This window comes from Caldicellulosiruptor changbaiensis (assembly GCF_003999255.1).
Taxonomy (GTDB): domain Bacteria; phylum Bacillota; class Thermoanaerobacteria; order Caldicellulosiruptorales; family Caldicellulosiruptoraceae; genus Caldicellulosiruptor; species Caldicellulosiruptor changbaiensis.
Map to the genome: position 1 here is coordinate 2,062,000 of NZ_CP034791.1, position 17,347 is coordinate 2,079,346.

Annotated in this window: 12 protein-coding genes; 1 reads left to right on the plus strand and 11 read right to left on the minus strand. The window is 38.5% G+C overall.

What is annotated here, in order from left to right; translation table 11 throughout:
- The first annotated feature begins 24 nt into the window (after positions 1 to 24).
- A complete protein-coding gene (locus tag ELD05_RS10085) occupies positions 25 to 1,512 on the plus strand; it encodes an oligosaccharide flippase family protein (RefSeq protein ID WP_127352334.1) in 1,488 nt (495 codons plus the stop codon).
- Here ELD05_RS10085 and ELD05_RS10090 read toward each other — a convergent pair.
- The 11 genes from ELD05_RS10090 to rpoB form a co-directional block, all read right to left on the minus strand.
- Entirely contained in the window at positions 1,483 to 2,148 is a 666-nt protein-coding gene (locus tag ELD05_RS10090; protein WP_241243465.1) for a hypothetical protein, read from the minus strand. The genes ELD05_RS10085 and ELD05_RS10090 overlap by 30 nt on opposite strands.
- The gene (locus tag ELD05_RS10095) at positions 2,135 to 2,755 is read right to left on the minus strand and encodes a YigZ family protein (RefSeq protein WP_127352335.1); all 621 of its coding nucleotides are present in this window, start codon (positions 2,753 to 2,755) and stop codon (positions 2,135 to 2,137) included. Before ELD05_RS10095 ends, ELD05_RS10090 begins: the two co-directional genes overlap by 14 nt.
- A gap of 166 nt (positions 2,756 to 2,921) precedes the next feature.
- Complete coding sequence (locus tag ELD05_RS10100) at positions 2,922 to 3,344, minus strand: NUDIX hydrolase (RefSeq protein WP_127352336.1); 423 nt, start codon at positions 3,342 to 3,344, stop codon at positions 2,922 to 2,924.
- Positions 3,345 to 3,418: 74 nt separating this feature from the next.
- A complete protein-coding gene (gene hflX, locus ELD05_RS10105) occupies positions 3,419 to 4,969 on the minus strand; it encodes a GTPase HflX (protein ID WP_127352963.1) in 1,551 nt (516 codons plus the stop codon).
- 143 nt (positions 4,970 to 5,112) lie between these two features.
- Positions 5,113 to 6,315, minus strand: coding sequence for an elongation factor Tu (tuf, locus tag ELD05_RS10110; RefSeq protein ID WP_011916518.1), 1,203 nt, complete (start codon positions 6,313 to 6,315; stop codon positions 5,113 to 5,115).
- A 91-nt stretch (positions 6,316 to 6,406) separates the two neighbouring features.
- Complete coding sequence (fusA, locus tag ELD05_RS10115; RefSeq protein WP_127352337.1) at positions 6,407 to 8,482, minus strand: elongation factor G; 2,076 nt, start codon at positions 8,480 to 8,482, stop codon at positions 6,407 to 6,409.
- A 32-nt stretch (positions 8,483 to 8,514) separates the two neighbouring features.
- Positions 8,515 to 8,988 carry a 30S ribosomal protein S7 gene (gene rpsG / locus ELD05_RS10120; RefSeq protein ID WP_011916516.1) on the minus strand — a complete coding sequence of 158 codons (474 nt, stop codon included), beginning with the start codon at positions 8,986 to 8,988 and terminating at the stop codon, positions 8,515 to 8,517.
- 71 nt (positions 8,989 to 9,059) lie between these two features.
- Positions 9,060 to 9,497: a 30S ribosomal protein S12 gene (gene rpsL / locus ELD05_RS10125; RefSeq protein WP_127352338.1), complete on the minus strand. Its 438-nt coding sequence runs from the start codon at positions 9,495 to 9,497 to the stop codon at positions 9,060 to 9,062.
- 25 nt (positions 9,498 to 9,522) lie between these two features.
- A complete protein-coding gene (locus ELD05_RS10130) occupies positions 9,523 to 9,774 on the minus strand; it encodes a L7Ae/L30e/S12e/Gadd45 family ribosomal protein (RefSeq protein WP_011916514.1) in 252 nt (83 codons plus the stop codon).
- 164 nt (positions 9,775 to 9,938) lie between these two features.
- Positions 9,939 to 13,430 (minus strand): DNA-directed RNA polymerase subunit beta', encoded by a 3,492-nt coding sequence (gene rpoC / locus ELD05_RS10135; protein ID WP_127352339.1) that lies wholly within the window; start codon positions 13,428 to 13,430, stop codon positions 9,939 to 9,941.
- Positions 13,431 to 13,457: 27 nt separating this feature from the next.
- Complete coding sequence (gene rpoB, locus ELD05_RS10140; protein ID WP_206516923.1) at positions 13,458 to 17,108, minus strand: DNA-directed RNA polymerase subunit beta; 3,651 nt, start codon at positions 17,106 to 17,108, stop codon at positions 13,458 to 13,460.
- Between the last annotated feature and the right edge of the window lie 239 nt (positions 17,109 to 17,347).

A 17,347-nucleotide genomic window follows, 5' to 3' on the forward strand; every position in this document is an offset into this window, starting at 1 on the left:
ATATAGCATAAAAATTAAGAGATAATGAATAAGAAGATTATAAACCAAATTCTCACACTCACGCTGTGCAACATCTTAACATACAGCTTATTTTTCTTTTATAGAGTTTTTATTTCAAGACAAATTGGGTCTGTTGGTATGGGTCTTTATACATTTGGCATGACCTTATATTATCTATTTTATAACATCTCAAGCGGTGGAATTTTGACAGCAATATCAAAGTATATAGCTGAAACCTCTGATTTGCCTGAAATAAAAATAAAAACCGCTTTTGTAATGAGCAGAATTATATTTTTGTGGAGCATTGTAATTGCAATTTTCTTTTCACTTTTAAACCCCATATTTTGTAATACCATATTTAACACACCTATACTCCAAAAAACTATATATCCTCTTATCATTTGTACAGTAGTTGTCTCACAATCAGCAATCCTAAAAGGCTTCTTTTATGGAATCCAAAATCCTGCTCCACCTGCTCTTGCTGAAGTGTTTGAAAATATCATGAGGCTTTCAATCATATGTCCCCTCTTTTTAAGTCTTGACAAAAGTACTTCATTTGAAACAAAACTTTTACTTGCCTTTCTTGGAATACTTGCGGGTGAGATTTCGAGCTGTGGCTTTCTCATAGCAGCATATAAGATTAAATGTTCAAAAAACAAACTTAAGATTGATATAAACGAACTTGCTGAGATACCTTCTAAGATATTCAAAATCTCTATTCCTTTAGCAACAATAGGCGTACTTGGGATGATATTTCAATCGCTTGAAAATATGATTATACCAAAACTCTTTGAGTTAATTGGTATGAAAAGTACTCAAGCTATTTCAGTGTATGGAATTATAAATGGGATGAGCTTTCCTGTTGCGTTACTACCTCTTGTAATAATCAATTCACTTTCGATTATAATAATCCCTACAATTTCTGAGATAAAGATGTATGACAAAACCTTAAACTCACGAATAAACTCTTTCATCCTTGCAACGTTGATAGTCTCTCTGCCAATCACGTGCATATTTTTACTCTACCCAGTTGAAATTTGCCAGTTACTTTACAAAAATCAATTAGCTGGAGTTTACTTAAAACACATCTCCCCAGCAATAGTGTTTTACTATCTTTCTGTCACACTCTCAAGTATTTTAAATGCCCTTGGGGAGGTAATTTTCAATTTTGTCCAAAATACCATTTTGACAATCATTCGTCTTGTACTCTATGTACTCTTCATATTAATTTTCAAAAATGAGCTGCCATACATCTGGATCACCAACATATTTGCTCTAATTTCCTGTATTGTAATGATAGAGAAGATTTCAAACTTAAAATTTAAATTCACTATTGAAAAAGGTACAATCAATACTCTTCTTTTGCTGATGTGTTTCTGTTTGTTTATCATGATTGTACTTCTTTATTTTCGTATTACAAATATAAAGATATTCATACCATTATTCTTAAGCGGGTATGCATTTTTTGTTTTTGTTACTATGCTATATCAAAAATGGCGTAAGAAAAATTGAAGGTACGTATACATAAAACAATGCCTGAGCTGTAACCACCACGAACAGAATTAAAAATGCTTTTGCTTTTGATATACCAAACCCTTTTGAAAAAGCCTCATAAAGAGATACCAAAAATGACATTTCACTTACTTTGAAAACTACAAAATTCAGCGGTAAAAATGACAATACAATTCCTGCTAAGAATACATAACATGGAATTAAATACGAAACGGTAAGTGTTGTTGCAATCTGCGAAAGATTTGTTCTTTTCTTTGTTAATATTGATGATACAACAAACAAAACTATACTCATAATAAAAAGTCTCAAGATTTCTACAGAGAAAAGGTTTATTACAAGTTTTGCCAACCTCAAATCTTCTATATCAGATTTTATTCTATCTGTGAAGAAAATCAGACCAGATTCATGTGGCAACATTTCATTCCCACTTCGAATCTGGATATATACATACAATGAAAATAAAATCAAATAAATCAAAAATACTATTATTCCCACAATAAAATTATTGATAAGAGAAATGTCTCTGATAAAATGCAAAGGATTTAAGATAATATTTTTGTATATATTTTCTTTTCTGCTCACAGAAATATCACATCCTTTTGTTTGAAGTTTTTCTAATCTTCTAAATTGCTTCAAGAAATAGCCCTTTTCTCTCAACCAAAAAATTGCCCGCTGTCACATCAGAAATATTTTTGATGAGGCTTTCCACATCCTCTACTTTTACTAAAACAACGATATCTACCACCTGCGAATACTCTATTCCCAGTATCTTAGCATTAGCCTTCTCTATTAGCCACTTGACCTTCTCAAAATTCGGATAGTCTAAAGTGACAATTATCTTCTCACATTCATGATACTCTAAAATTCCCGCTTTTTCAATAGAAGCTGCAGCAGCTTGTGTATATGCTCTTACCAAACCAGCTGCACCAAGAAGTATGCCACCAAAATAGCGTGTCACAACAATAAGTACATTAGAAAGTCCATTTTTTCTTATAACCTCCATCACAGGTAGACCTGCTGTGCCTTGTGGTTCTCCATCGTCTGAATATTTCTGGATTGGATATTCAATACCATATGTATAGGCATAAACATTATGAGTTGCATCATAAAATTCCTTTCGGACTTCGTTCAAGAAATAATCCACCTCATGCTGATTTTCTACTCTAAATGCAGAGGCAATAAACTTTGACCTTTTTTCCACAATCTCTGTTCGTGTATTTTGTTTTATAGTCTTGTAGCCCATCTTTGTATCATTTCTCCTTTTTGTAAGAGTGTTATAAATATGGTATATTTATGGTAATTGTAATTTCTTAGTAAAAACCAAAACATTGAAGCAAAAGGGCTGTCACTTTTTATAAAAAGGACAGCCCTTACCCTGAATTTCTCTGAATTATATTATAAACATCAATTTAAATATTCACAAGCTGCTTATATTGTTCGTACGCATAGGATGCCAAAGCCTTGTCTTGGCTATAAGTAATCTTCTGGATAGCCTCTTCAATATCAAAATACCCAGCGTCAAACACGTTTTCATCTTTATTCTCTTTCAAGAACTCTGGGGATTTTGCCTCCATGATATACCATACGATCTTGTTGCATACAGGCTTTTGACGTGTTACTGAATAGAACTCGTAACTTGTCTGACCTGCCGTTGAAAGAATTGACGCATCAATTCCAACCTCTTCTTTTACTCGTCTCACTGCCACCTCTGGTGCAATCTCACCATTTCTAATAACGCCTTTTGGAAAAACCCACTCACCTTTCTCGTTCTTCATAATAAAAATCTTCCCTTGGTAGAATACAACCCCACCTGCACAATTACGGATTAGCAAAGCGGACAACCCCTTTCTTTTATTTTAATAAAAATTTCCCCCTACTTTAATAATACCCTCTTTATTCACCATATTCAACAAATTTCATCATATGATTTAATCTTCTCAACAATCATATCAAGCAAAGTATCAATACCTCTACCATCCTGAGCAGAGATAAAGACATGTGGAAGATTGTCAAACACATCAACACTCGAAAGGTCTACTTTATCTATCTTGTTGTAAACCCTTATTAGAGGGATATTTTCTGCTCCAAGGTGTTTTAGCAAATCCTCAGATACCTTTATGTGGTCATAATAATATGGGTCAGATATATCTACAACGTTCAGTATAAGGTTTGAATACTTGACCTCTTCCAATGTTGAGGAAAATGCTTCAACAAGATGATGCGGCAAGTTTCTTATAAACCCAACAGTATCAGTGAGCAAAAATTCTTTACCTTTGTAGTACACTCTTCTTGTAGTAGTATCAAGTGTCGCAAATAGTTTATCTTCTACCAGAACATCTGCCTTTGAGATTCTATTCATGAGAGTAGACTTACCTGCGTTTGTGTAACCAATTATTGACACCACCGGCACCTGGTTTTCTATTCTGCTTTTTCTCTGTACTTCCCTGCTTTTTTTTACTTTTTCAAGCTCTTTTTTTATCTCTTCAATTCTGCGCTGGATATGCCTCCTGTCAATCTCAAGCTTGGTCTCACCAGGCCCTCTTGTTCCAATTCCACCACCAAGCCTTGAAAGCAGCACCCCAGTCCCACGCAGGCGCGGAAGCAGAGTCAAAAGCTGTGCAAGTTCTACCTGAAGTTTTCCTTCTCTGGTCCTTGCACGTCTTGCAAATATGTCAAGTATGACGTCAGTTCTATCTATCACTTTTCTTAAAAGCAGCTCTTCCAAGTTTTTTATCTGAGCAGGTGAAAGTTCTCTGTTAAATATCACAACATCTATATCTTTTTGTTGACATATAGAAAATATCTCTTCTGCCTTACCCCTTCCTATAAAATACGCAGGATCTATATTCCTTCTTACTTGCACTACCTTGTCAACAACTTTAACCCCCGCTGTCTTGCATAAGCTCTCAAGTTCTTCTAAAAGGTGCCTGTCAAATTCAGAGGAACTTTTTGACCACACATCAACAAGCAAAGCCCTTTCTTCTTTTTCTGTCAAAATCTCGTGAATTTTTTCTCTTTCCCTCTGCTTTTCATCCACTTCTGAAATCTTGGATGAGATATCAAGATTGTAAAAATACTCTATTCTATGCTGTCCAATCATTTCAACCTCTTTCAGTTGGCTACCCCAAAAAGCTATGCTAGCTTCCTCAGTTTTTAGCGAGATTATCATTACATAGTCATACTTTTTCATTATGAGTATGGAAAGGTCAAGCATTGAAGGATGTGATGCAGAAGATAACCTTGTAAAGATCAATGCTGCCTTTTTAGGGAAAGAATCTTGGTTTTCAAGCTCTGCAAATTCTTTCTTTTCTATTAGAACCTCTTCAATTCTGCCTTTTCTGTTCAAAACAATTGCTATTTCCTTATTGAGGTTCAGTGAAAACTCTTTCAGTGTGTTGTATACAAACTCATCAATCATATATTCTTCTGTCTTATGGGATTTAAGTTTTTGAATCATATTGTGATAATACTCTTTTATTCGTGCCATATAGTTTGTTAAAACACCTCCTTATTAGTAACTTTACCTTAGATAAAATCTTTTAGTCAAAAAAAGCCCAAACCTAAGAGACTTTTTCTTCACCTTAGGCTTGGGCTTTTTTATTATTCGATTATTGTTGTAACAGAGCCTGCACCAACTGTTCTTCCGCCTTCGCGGATAGCAAATCTGAGTCCTGACTCAATAGCAATTGGAGAGATAAGCTCAACTGTCATTTCAACATTGTCACCAGGCATACACATTTCAACACCCTCAGGCAGGGTAATGGTTCCTGTAACGTCTGTTGTTCTAAAATAGAACTGTGGTCTGTAACCATTGAAGAATGGTGTATGTCTTCCACCCTCTTCTTTTGTCAATACGTAAACCTGTGCTTTGAATTTAGTGTGAGGTTTAATTGTGCCTGGCTTTGCAAGAACCTGACCTCTTTCAACCTCATTCTTCTGAATACCTCTGAGAAGACATCCAACGTTGTCACCTGCCACTGCTTCGTCAAGCACCTTTCTGAACATCTCAATACCTGTTACAACTGTCTTTCTTGGCTCTGGAGCAAATCCAACAATCTCAACCTCTTCACCTGTTTTGAGTGTTCCTCTTTCAACTCTACCTGTAACAACTGTACCTCTACCTGTGATTGAGAACACGTCTTCAATTGGCATCAAGAATGGTTTGTCAACGTCTCTTTGTGGAGTTGGAATGTACTTATCAACTACATCCATGAGTTCTAAAATGCATTGATACTCTGGTGCATTTGGATCTTGTGATGGCGACTCTAAAGCCTTCAAAGCTGAACCCTTTACAATTGGTACCTCGTCACCTGGATAACCATACTTTGAAAGAAGCTCTCTTACTTCCATCTCAACAAGCTCAATCAATTCTGGGTCATCTACCATGTCTACCTTGTTGAGAAATACAACGATGTATGGAACGTTAACCTGTCTTGCAAGCAAAATATGTTCTCTTGTCTGTGGCATTGGACCGTCAGCTGCAGAAACAACTAAGATAGCACCGTCCATCTGTGCAGCACCTGTTATCATGTTCTTTACGTAGTCAGCATGTCCTGGGCAGTCAACGTGAGCATAGTGCCTTGCATCTGTTTCATACTCAACGTGAGCTGTGTTGATTGTAATACCTCTTTCTCTTTCCTCTGGAGCCTTGTCAATCTGGTCATAAGCCATGAATTGAGCCTTACCCTTGAGAGCTAAAACCTTTGTGATTGCAGCTGTCAATGTTGTCTTACCATGGTCAACGTGCCCAATTGTACCTATGTTTACGTGTGGTTTTGTTCTTTCAAATTTAGCCTTTGCCATCCTAATTTTATCCTCCTTCACGATAATAGTTTTTTTGTGATTTATGTTAATGTTTAAAATTACACCCTAAGCTTATAAACTATTTTATCATTTATTTATTCTTCATTTCAAGAATCTTATCAGCAATATTCTTTGGAACTTCTTCATAGTGGTCAAACTGCATAGTATACGTGCCACGACCTTGGGTCTTGGACCTCAGATCTGTTGCATATCCAAACATCTCAGCAAGTGGCACGTACGCGCGAATAACCTGCGCATTTCCTCTCAGTTCCATACCTTCAATTCTACCTCTTCTTGCGTTTATATCACCCATTACATCACCCATATACTCTTCAGGTACAACAACCTCAACCTTCATTATAGGCTCTAACAGTACTGGCTCTGCCTTTTTCATACCTTCTCTGAACGCTTGAGCTGCTGCAATCCTGAACGCCATGTCACTTGAGTCGACCTCGTGGTATGAACCGTCAAACAGAGTTACTCTAACATCCACAACTGGGTATCCTGCCAAAACACCAGATTGCATAGCTTCTTGAACACCTGCGTCAACAGATGGTATGAACTCTTTTGGAATCACACCACCGACAATCTTATTGACAAACTCATACCCTGCTCCTCTTTCAAGCGGTTCAAGTTCAAGCCAAACGTGTCCGTACTGACCTCTACCGCCAGACTGCCTGATATACTTACCTTCAACCTTAACAGATTTCTTGATTGTCTCTTTGTATGCAACCTGAGGTTTACCTACATTGACCTCAACCTTGAACTCTCTTTTCATCCTGTCAACAATGATTTCAAGATGAAGCTCGCCCATACCTGCAATGAGTGTTTGCCCTGTTTCATGGTTGGTTGATACCTTGAATGTTGGGTCCTCTTCAGCAAGTCTCTGAAGAGCAATACCCATCTTTTCTTGGTCAGCCTTTGTCTTTGGTTCAATTGCTACCTGAATAACAGGCTCTGGAAACTCCATTGATTCTAATATAATTGGATGGTTCTCATCGCACAGCGTATCACCCGTTGTTGTGTTAGAAAGACCTATTGCTGCACAAATATCACCTGCATAAACTGCATCGATGTCTTCTCTGTGGTTTGCATGCATTTGAAGAAGTCTTCCAACTCTTTCCTTCTTGTTCTTTGTTGAGTTATACACATAAGAACCCGCTTGAAGTACTCCTGAGTAAACTCTTAAGAATGTCAATTTACCAACATATGGGTCAGACATAATCTTAAATGCCAACGCGCAGAATGGCTCATCTTCGCTTGTTTTTCTTTCAATTTCTTCGCCAGTATCGGGTGAAAATCCTTTTACAGCTGCAATATCAACTGGTGAAGGTAGATAGTCAACAACAGCATCCAAAAGTGGCTGAACACCTTTGTTCCTGTATGATGAACCACACAAAACAGGTGTCATTTGCATATTTATTGTTGCCTTTCTTATTGCGGCTTTAAGTTCTTCAACTGTAATTTCTTCACCCTCTAAATACTTCATCATAATCTCTTCGTCTGTCTCAGCAACAGCTTCTAAAAGCTTGATTCTATATTCTTCAGCAATGTCTTTTACCTCATCTGGTATCTCAGTTTCCTGGGATACCTTTCCTAAGTCATCTACATATATAATAGCCTTCATTGTAAGAAGGTCAACAACGCCCTTGAAGGTGTCTTCTTTACCAATTGGAACTTGGATAGCAACAGGGTTTGCACCAAGTCTTTCTTTCATCATTTCAATGACATTGAAAAAGTTAGCACCCATTATATCCATCTTGTTAACATATGCAATCCTTGGAACACGGTACTTATCTGCCTGTCTCCACACAGTCTCTGACTGAGGCTCAACGCCACCCTTGGCACAAAATACAGCAATGGCACCGTCAAGCACGCGCAAAGACCTTTCTACCTCAACAGTGAAGTCCACATGCCCTGGTGTGTCAATAATGTTTATTCTGTGCCCTCGCCACTCACAAGTTGTAGCAGCTGAGGTTATAGTAATACCTCTCTCTTGCTCTTGTTCCATCCAGTCCATTGTAGCTGTACCTTCATGGACTTCGCCCATCTTATGGACCTTACCGGTGTAGAAAAGGATTCTTTCTGTTGTTGTTGTTTTTCCCGCATCTATATGAGCCATAATACCAATATTTCTTGTTTTTTCAAGTGGAAACTGCCTGGGCAATTTCTTCTGTCCTCCTTGTTAAGAAAGTAGTATTACCATCTATAATGTGCAAATGCTCTATTTGCTTCTGCCATTCTATGTGTATCTTCTTTCTTCTTAACTGCTCCGCCTGTATTGTTTGCTGCATCCATAATCTCTGCTGCCAGTTTTTCTTTCATTGTTCTTTTATCTTTTCTCTCTCTTGCATACTCAACAAGCCATCTAATACCAAGTGAAAGTCTTCTATCAGGTGAAACTTCAATCGGAATCTGGTATGTTGCACCACCAACTCTCCTTGGTCTTACTTCCAACACTGGCATCACATTGTTAAGTGCTGCTTCTAAAACTTCAAGTGGATCTTTACCCGTCTTTTCTCTTACTATATCAAATGCACCATATACTATCTTTTGTGCAATGGACTTTTTCCCATCATACATCACTTTGTTTATAAGCTTTGCCACAACCTTATCATTGTAGACCGGATCTGGCAATATCTCTCTTTTCTTAACTGGCCCCTTTCTTGGCAACTCTACCCCTCCTTTTTAAAAACTCTATTACTTATTTCACCTCACATTATTTTACGCCACTTTAAGCCACCTTATTTCTTTGAAGCGCCTGCTGCCTGTTGTTTTGGCCTTTTTGCCCCGTATTTAGAGCGGCCCTGTCTTCTGTTAGCAACACCAGCACAGTCCAGTGTACCTCTTACAATATGGTACCTGACACCTGGTAAGTCTTTGACTCTTCCACCTCTTACCAACACAACAGAGTGCTCTTGCAAGTTGTGACCAATACCAGGAATGTAAGCTGTCACTTCAACACCATTTGTAAGTCTGACTCTCGCTACCTTTCTCAAAGCAGAGTTTGGCTTTTTAGGTGTAACAGTTTTAACAACTGTGCAAACTCCTCTTCTTTGTGGGCAGCTTATGTCGTAGTATTTCTTTTTTAGTGAATTAAAACCCTTTTGGAGTGCTGGTGCTTTTGACTTTTCAACCTTCTTCTCTCGTCCGAATCTTACAAGCTGGTTTATTGTCGGCATCTGTACACCTCCTTGTTAAAAAATCTTATTCAATTATTGCGGCAGATGATGCTGCCACACTTATACCACAAATCTTGCCAAGTTCCTTTTTAGAATCAACAAAGACAAGTTTTATACCCTTTTGTTTGCACATATCTATAATATCCCTCACTACCCATTCGTCGCTATCTTTTGCAACAAAAACTACCTTAGCTTTTCCTTTCTGGATAGCTTGGGCAGTTTGGCGCGCTCCTACAGTCTTAGGAGAAGTTTTTAAAGCTTCTATGTCTGATGACAAATTCACTTCCTCCCCTTTTCATATGGAAGGTGTAAAATTACACTCAAATATAATAACACTCAAATGATTTTATGTCAAGAAAGTTTAAAACAAGGTTTTTTTGAAGTTTCACAAGGGGCATGCCTTAAGCTTTCTTTTTAAGACACACCCCTTTAAAAACCTCCTTATGCTTTTTCTTCAACTATAATATTTCTATACTTTGCCATACCTGTCCCAGCTGGAATAAGCTTACCTATAATGACATTCTCTTTAAGACCAATCAGTGGGTCAACCTTACCTTTAATTGCTGCATCTGTCAGAACTCTTGTAGTCTCTTGGAAAGACGCAGCCGACAAGAACGACTCTGTAGAAAGTGCTGCTTTTGTTATACCAAGAAGTACCCTTCTTCCAAGCGCAGGACGTTTGCCTTCTGCTATCGCTCTGTCGTTTTCTTCTTCAAACCTGTATATCTCTACAATGTCGCCTGGCAAAAGTTCTGTATCTCCTGGATCTTCTATCTTGACCTTCTTCATCATCTGCCTGATTATTATCTCTATATGCTTGTCGTTTATATCAACACCCTGCATTTTGTAAACCTTCTGAACCTCAGCCAAAAGGTAGCTTTGAACACCTCTTGGACCTTTTATCCTCAAAAGATCATGCGGATTGATCGAACCTTCTGTTAGCTCATCCCCTGCTTTGACATAGTCTCCATCATTTACTTTTAATCGCGCCCCGTAAGGTACTTCGTACGTCCTCTCCTCACCATTGTCATTTCGAACAGTGATTGTCCTCTTCTTGTCCTCCTTGATAGAGACATACCCTTCTATCTCAGAAATTATTGCAACGCCCTTAGGTTTTCTTGCCTCAAATAGTTCTTCAACCCTTGGCAAACCTTGTGTGATGTCCTGTCCTGCAATACCACCTGTGTGGAATGTTCTCATTGTAAGCTGTGTTCCAGGCTCACCTATTGCCTGTGCAGCAATTATTCCCACTGCTTCACCTACGTTTACTGGCTGACCTGTACCAAGGTCAAGTCCATAACATTTTGTACAAACTCCATACCGTGTCTTGCACTCAAGCACTGACCTTACATAAACACTCTTTTCGCCAGCATCTACAATTCTTTTTGCAATCTCTTCTGTGATAAGTTCATTTCTCTTGACTATTACCTCACCTGTTTTTTCATTTATAATATCCTTTGCAGCATACCTTCCTATGATCCTTTCTTCAAGTGTCTCTATTACTTCTGTTCCATCTCTTATCTCACTAACCTCGATACCCTTTTCTGTTCCACAATCCTCTTCCCGAACAATTATATCCTGAGCAACATCAACAAGCCTTCTTGTCAAGTAACCCGAGTCTGCAGTTCTCAGTGCTGTGTCTGCTAAGCCTTTTCTCGCACCGTGCGTAGAGATAAAGAACTCTATTACATTTAAGCCTTCTCTAAAGTTTGACTTTATAGGCATCTCTATTGTTTTTCCAGACGGGTTTGCCATAAGTCCACGCATACCTGCAAGCTGGCTTATCTGGTTCTTGGAACCTCGTGCACCTGAGTTTGCCATCATGAATATTGGGTTAAACTCATCGAGATTTTGGATAAGTTCTTCTGTGAGCTTGTCTTTTGTCTCATTCCAAATAGAAATTACCTGTTCATATCTTTCTTCATCTGAAATCAAACCATGTCTGTATAGCTTTTCAATATTCTCAACCTTTTGTTCTGCCTCTGCTATGAGTTTTTGCTTGACCTCTGGAATTACCATATCCGAAACTGAGATTGTAATTGCTCCTCTTGTGGAAAATCTAAATCCAAGTTCTTTTATCTCATCTAATATCTCTGCTGTCCTTGTCGTCCCATACACCTTGATACATCTATCAATAATTTTACCCAGCATCTTCTTGTCAACAAGAGTGTCTATCTCATACTTTAGCAAGTTCTCTTTTTTGCTCCTATCAACAAAACCTAAATCCTGTGGTATTACCTGATTTAGTATAATCTTACCCGGCGTTGTCTCAACAATACCTGAAATCACTTCTCCATCTTTTTCAATTGTCCTTCTCACCTTAATTCTTGCATGAAGTCCAACTACTTTGTGTTCATATGCAAGTAGCGCCTCATCCTCTGAGGAGAATATCATTCCCTCTCCCTTATCTCCTTTTTTCTCAAGCGTCAGATAATAGATTCCCAAAACCATATCCTGCGTTGGAACTACAATAGGCTTTCCATCAGCAGGTTTAAGTAAATTGTTCGCAGAGAGCATCAAAAACCTTGCCTCAGCCTGTGCCTCTGCAGAAAGTGGAACATGTACTGCCATCTGGTCACCGTCAAAGTCTGCATTGTATGCTGTACATACAAGAGGATGAAGCCTTATAGCTCTTCCTTCAACAAGAACTGGTTCAAATGCCTGAATTCCAAGTCTGTGCAAGGTTGGAGCTCTGTTTAACAAAACTGGATGGTCTTTTATGACCTCTTCTAATATGTCCCATACCTCACTTCTTTGTCTTTCGACTGCTTTTTTAGCATTTTTTATATTGTTACATATTCCCTTTTCAACAAGTTTTTTCATTACGAATGGCTTGAAAAGCTCAAGTGCCATTTCTTTTGGAAGACCGCACTGATAAATCTTTAGCTCAGGTCCAACAACTATAACAGAACGACCTGAATAGTCAACACGTTTTCCTAAAAGATTCTGTCTGAACCTCCCTTGTTTCCCTTTTAGCATGTCAGAAAGTGACTTCAAAGGCCTGTTTCCAGGACCTGTTACAGGTCTTCCACGCCTACCATTGTCAATAAGCGCATCAACAGCTTCCTGTAACATTCTCTTTTCGTTTCTGATAATTATGTCAGGTGCGCCTAACTCCATTAACTTTTTCAAACGGTTGTTCCTATTTATAACTCTTCTGTACAAATCATTCAAATCAGATGTTGCAAATCTCCCTCCATCAAGCTGGACCATTGGACGAAGCTCAGGTGGAATAACTGGTATTACATCTAATATCATCCACTCAGGCCTGTTTCCAGACTTTCTAAACGCTTCGACAACCTCAAGCCTCTTTATGATCTTTAGCTTCTTTTGACCTGTTGCTGTCTCAAGCTCTTGTCGTAGCTCTTGAGAAAGCTTGTCTAAATCTATCTCTTTCAAAAGCTCTTTTATAGCCTCTGCTCCCATTCCAGCCTTGAATCTGTCGCCATACTTTTCTTTTAGCTCCCTGTATTCCTTTTCGGATAGTATTTGTTTTTTCTCTAAGTTTGGTACATCGCCGGGGTCAATGACAACATATGCCGCAAAGTATAAAACCTTTTCCAAGTTTCTTGGGGTCATATCAAGTATAAGACCCATACGGCTTGGAACACCTTTGAAATACCAGATGTGAGAGACAGGGGCAGCAAGCTCAATGTGCCCCATTCTCTCACGTCTTACCTTTGATTTTGTCACCTCAACACCGCATTTGTCACAAACAACACCTTTGTATTTTACCTTTTTGTATTTTCCACAATGGCACTCCCAGTCTTTTGTCGGACCAAAGATTTTTTCACAAAAAAGTCCATCCTTTTCTGGCTTTAATGTTCTATAGTTTATAGTTTCAGGTTTTTTGACCTCGCCTCGTGACCACTCTCTAATCTTTTCAGGAGAAGCAAGACTAATCTTTATGGCATCAAAATTGAACAAATCCATCCGAATTACACCCACCTTTTTGAGGTTTTACTCATCGATATCGTCATCTGCACCCTCATCTTGTTCTTGGCTTGCATCCATTAAATCTTCATAGAATTTCTCTTTATCATCATCTTCTTCTTCACTATTCTCAACTTCCTCAAGTCCTCGCTCAAATGCACCAAGGCCTTGTGGTTGATCATCTTCATCTATAGACTCTTTAAGTTCAATCTCCTTGTTATCTTCTGATAGAAGTTTTACATCAAGGCACAAGCTCTGAAGCTCTTTTACCAAAACCTTGAATGATTCAGGTATACCTGGTTCTGGAATATTCTCACCTTTTACAATTGCCTCATAAGTCTTTACTCTACCTGTCACATCGTCAGATTTAACGGTCAAAAGCTCTTGCAGTGTATACGCAGCACCATATGCCTCAAGTGCCCAAACCTCCATCTCACCAAATCTCTGGCCACCAAACTGAGCTTTACCACCAAGCGGCTGTTGTGTAACAAGCGAATATGGTCCAGTTGAACGTGCGTGAATCTTGTCGTCAACAAGGTGAACAAGCTTCAACATATACATGTATCCTACAGTGACTTCATTATCAAATGGTTCACCTGTTCTGCCATCATACAGTATGGTCTTTCCATTTGGTGAAAGTCCTGCAAGTTTCAATGCTTCTTCAATGTCTTCCTCTTTTGCACCGTCAAATACAGGTGTTGCAACCTTCCAGCCAAGCGCCTTTGCTGCATATCCCAAGTGTGTCTCCAAAATCTGACCAATGTTCATACGTGACGGCACACCTAATGGGTTTAACACTATATCAACCGGAGTACCATCTGGTAAAAATGGCATATCTTCAACAGGTAAAATCCTTGAAATAACACCTTTGTTTCCGTGTCTTCCTGCCATCTTGTCGCCAACTGAAATCTTTCTCTTCTGTGCAACATATACTCTTACAAGCTGGTTTACACCCGGCGGCAGCTCATCGCCTTTGTCACGTGAGAATACTTTTACATCAACAACTATTCCGCCCTCACCGTGAGGTACTCTCAAAGATGTATCTCTTGTCTCTCTTGCCTTTTCACCAAAGATAGCACGAAGAAGTCTTTCCTCAGCAGTGAGCTCTGTCTCACCTTTTGGTGTAACTTTTCCTACAAGAATATCTCCACTTTTCACTTCTGCACCAATTCTGATAATTCCTCTTTCATCCAAGTCTTTTATTGCATCCTCACCAATATTTGGTATATCCCTTGTAATCTCTTCTGGTCCCAGCTTTGTGTCTCTTGCTTCACACTCGTATTCCTCTATATGAATGGATGTGTATACATCCTCTTTTACAAGTCTTTCAGAAATCAATATAGCATCTTCATAGTTATAACCTTCCCATGGCATGAACGCAACAAGGACATTTTTACCAAGTGCAAGCTCGCCATGGTCGGTTGATGGACCGTCTGCTATAACCTCTCCTGTTTTTACTTCTTGACCTTTTCTTACAATTGGTCGCTGGTTGAAACATGTGCCTTGGTTTGTCCTCTTAAACTTCAAAAGGTGGTATACGTCCTTTGTACCATCATGATTCTGGATGACAATTTCATCAGCAGATACTTTTTCAACAATACCATCTTTTTTGGCAAGTACACAAACACCAGAGTCTACCGCAGCTCTGTACTCAACACCTGTTCCAATAATCGGCGATTCTGTAGTCAAAAGTGGTACCGCCTGACGTTGCATGTTAGAACCCATAAGTGCACGGTTTGCGTCGTCGTTCTCTAAAAATGGGATTAATGATGTAGAAACTGAAACAATCTGTTTTGGCGATATATCAACAAGGTCTACCTCATGCTTGTCAACCTCAATGATATCTTCACCAAATCTCACAGTAATTCTTTGGTTTATAAACCTTCCTTCTTCGTCTACAGGTTCTGTTGCCTGAGCTATCTTGTATGTGTCCTCCTCGTCTGCTGTAAGATATACTACCTCATCAGTTACTCTCGCTTCTTTTTTGTCAACTTTCCTATAAGGGGTTTCTAAAAATCCATATTCGTTGACTCTTGCATATGTTGCAAGTGATGTAATAAGACCAATGTTTGGACCTTCTGGCGTCTCTATAGGGCACATCCTTCCATAGTGAGAGTGGTGAACATCTCTTACTTCAAATCCTGCCCTGTCTCTTGAAAGTCCACCAGGCCCTAATGCAGAAAGTCTTCTCTTGTTTGTCAGCGCTGCAAGTGGGTTTACCTGGTCCATAAACTGAGAAAGCGGGCTTGAACCAAAGAATTCTTTAATTGCAGCTGTTACAGGTCTAATATTTATCAATGTCTGTGGTGTGACAGAATCAATATCCTGTATTGTCATTCTCTCGCGAATGACTCTTTCCATTCGCGCAAGACCAATTCTAAACTGGTTTTGTAAAAGCTCACCAACAGCCCTGACCCTTCTGTTTCCAAGATGGTCTATGTCATCTGTATGACCAATGCCATATTTCAAGCCCAAGAAATAACTTGTCGCAGCAAATACATCATCTCTTGTAAGACAATATGGAACAAGCTCTCTTTCTCTCTCTTTTATCAGCTGTTTTATTTCATTTACATCGTTTGTTGTTGACAAAATCTCATTTAAAACAGGCAAATACACAAGTTCTTTGATGTTCAAATCAGATACATCAAAATCCACATACCTGTCAAGCTTCACAGTGTTATTCCCAACTACCTTGAATACCTTGTCATCCTCTACATATATCAAAACCTCATTAATTCCTGCATCTTGAATATTAAGTGCTGCCTCTCTTGATATTATTTCCCCTTCCCTTACCAATATCTTGTCTGTTCTTTCATCAACAATGTCCTTAGCAGCTCTTTTGTTGAAAATTCTTTTCCACAACGATAATTTTTTATTCAATTTGTATCTTCCAACTTTTGCCAAATCATAACCTCTTGGGTCAAAATACATCCTTTCAAGAAGATTTTTTGCATTTTCAACATTTGGCGGCTCTCCAGGCCTCAGTCTTCTGTAAATCTCTAAAAGTGCATTTTCAACTGGATTCCCTATCTCACCCTTATTTGCCTCTTTCTCTAAGGATGCTTTTAATCTCTCATCCTCTCCAAATTTGTTAAATATTAGTTGCTGATTGTAAAGACCAAATGCCTTGAGCAAGGTGGTTAAAGAAACTTTCCTTGTTCTATCAAGTCTCACAGATAGAAGTTCGCTTGTATCTGTCTCAAACTCAAGCCATGCGCCCCTGTTTGGAATTATAGTACCAGAAAAAATCTTCCGACCCTGTTTGTCAATTGAAGATGCAAAATAGCATCCAGGTGAGCGTATGAGCTGGCTTACAATTACTCTTTCAGCGCCATTGATTATAAAGGTTCCGGTTTCAGTCATTATTGGAAATTCGCCCATATAAATGTCCTGCTCTTTTATCTCACCTGTTTCTTTGTTAATGAGCCTTACCTTAACCTTTAGGGGCCTTGCATATGTTGCATCTCTTTCCTTACACTCTTGTTCTGAATATTTTGGTGGTCCGTCAAAGTAATAGTCAACAAACTCTAAAAGCAAATTCTCTGTGTAGTCTTTGATAGGAGAAATCTCTCGCAAAACCTCTCTAAGTCCTTCGTCTAAAAACCACTGAAATGACTTTTTCTGGATTTCCAATAGATATGGCAAATCCAGAACCTCTTTTACCTTCCCATAGCTCATTCTTTGTACTTTTCCATACTGCACAGGACGAGGTAGTGCCAACTAAATCACCTCTTAAAAAATTTCCTTATCTTTATTATTGTTTCCTCAAAATTACAATTTATTCATGAAAGCATTTATAGACATCAAGCTTATTTAGAGCAGCCTGGATTTGAAAGGAATTCACGCCCATATTAACGCATTTTGTTATTATAACATAAGCACTTTTATGTGTCAATTAATTAAAAAATTTTTTGTGT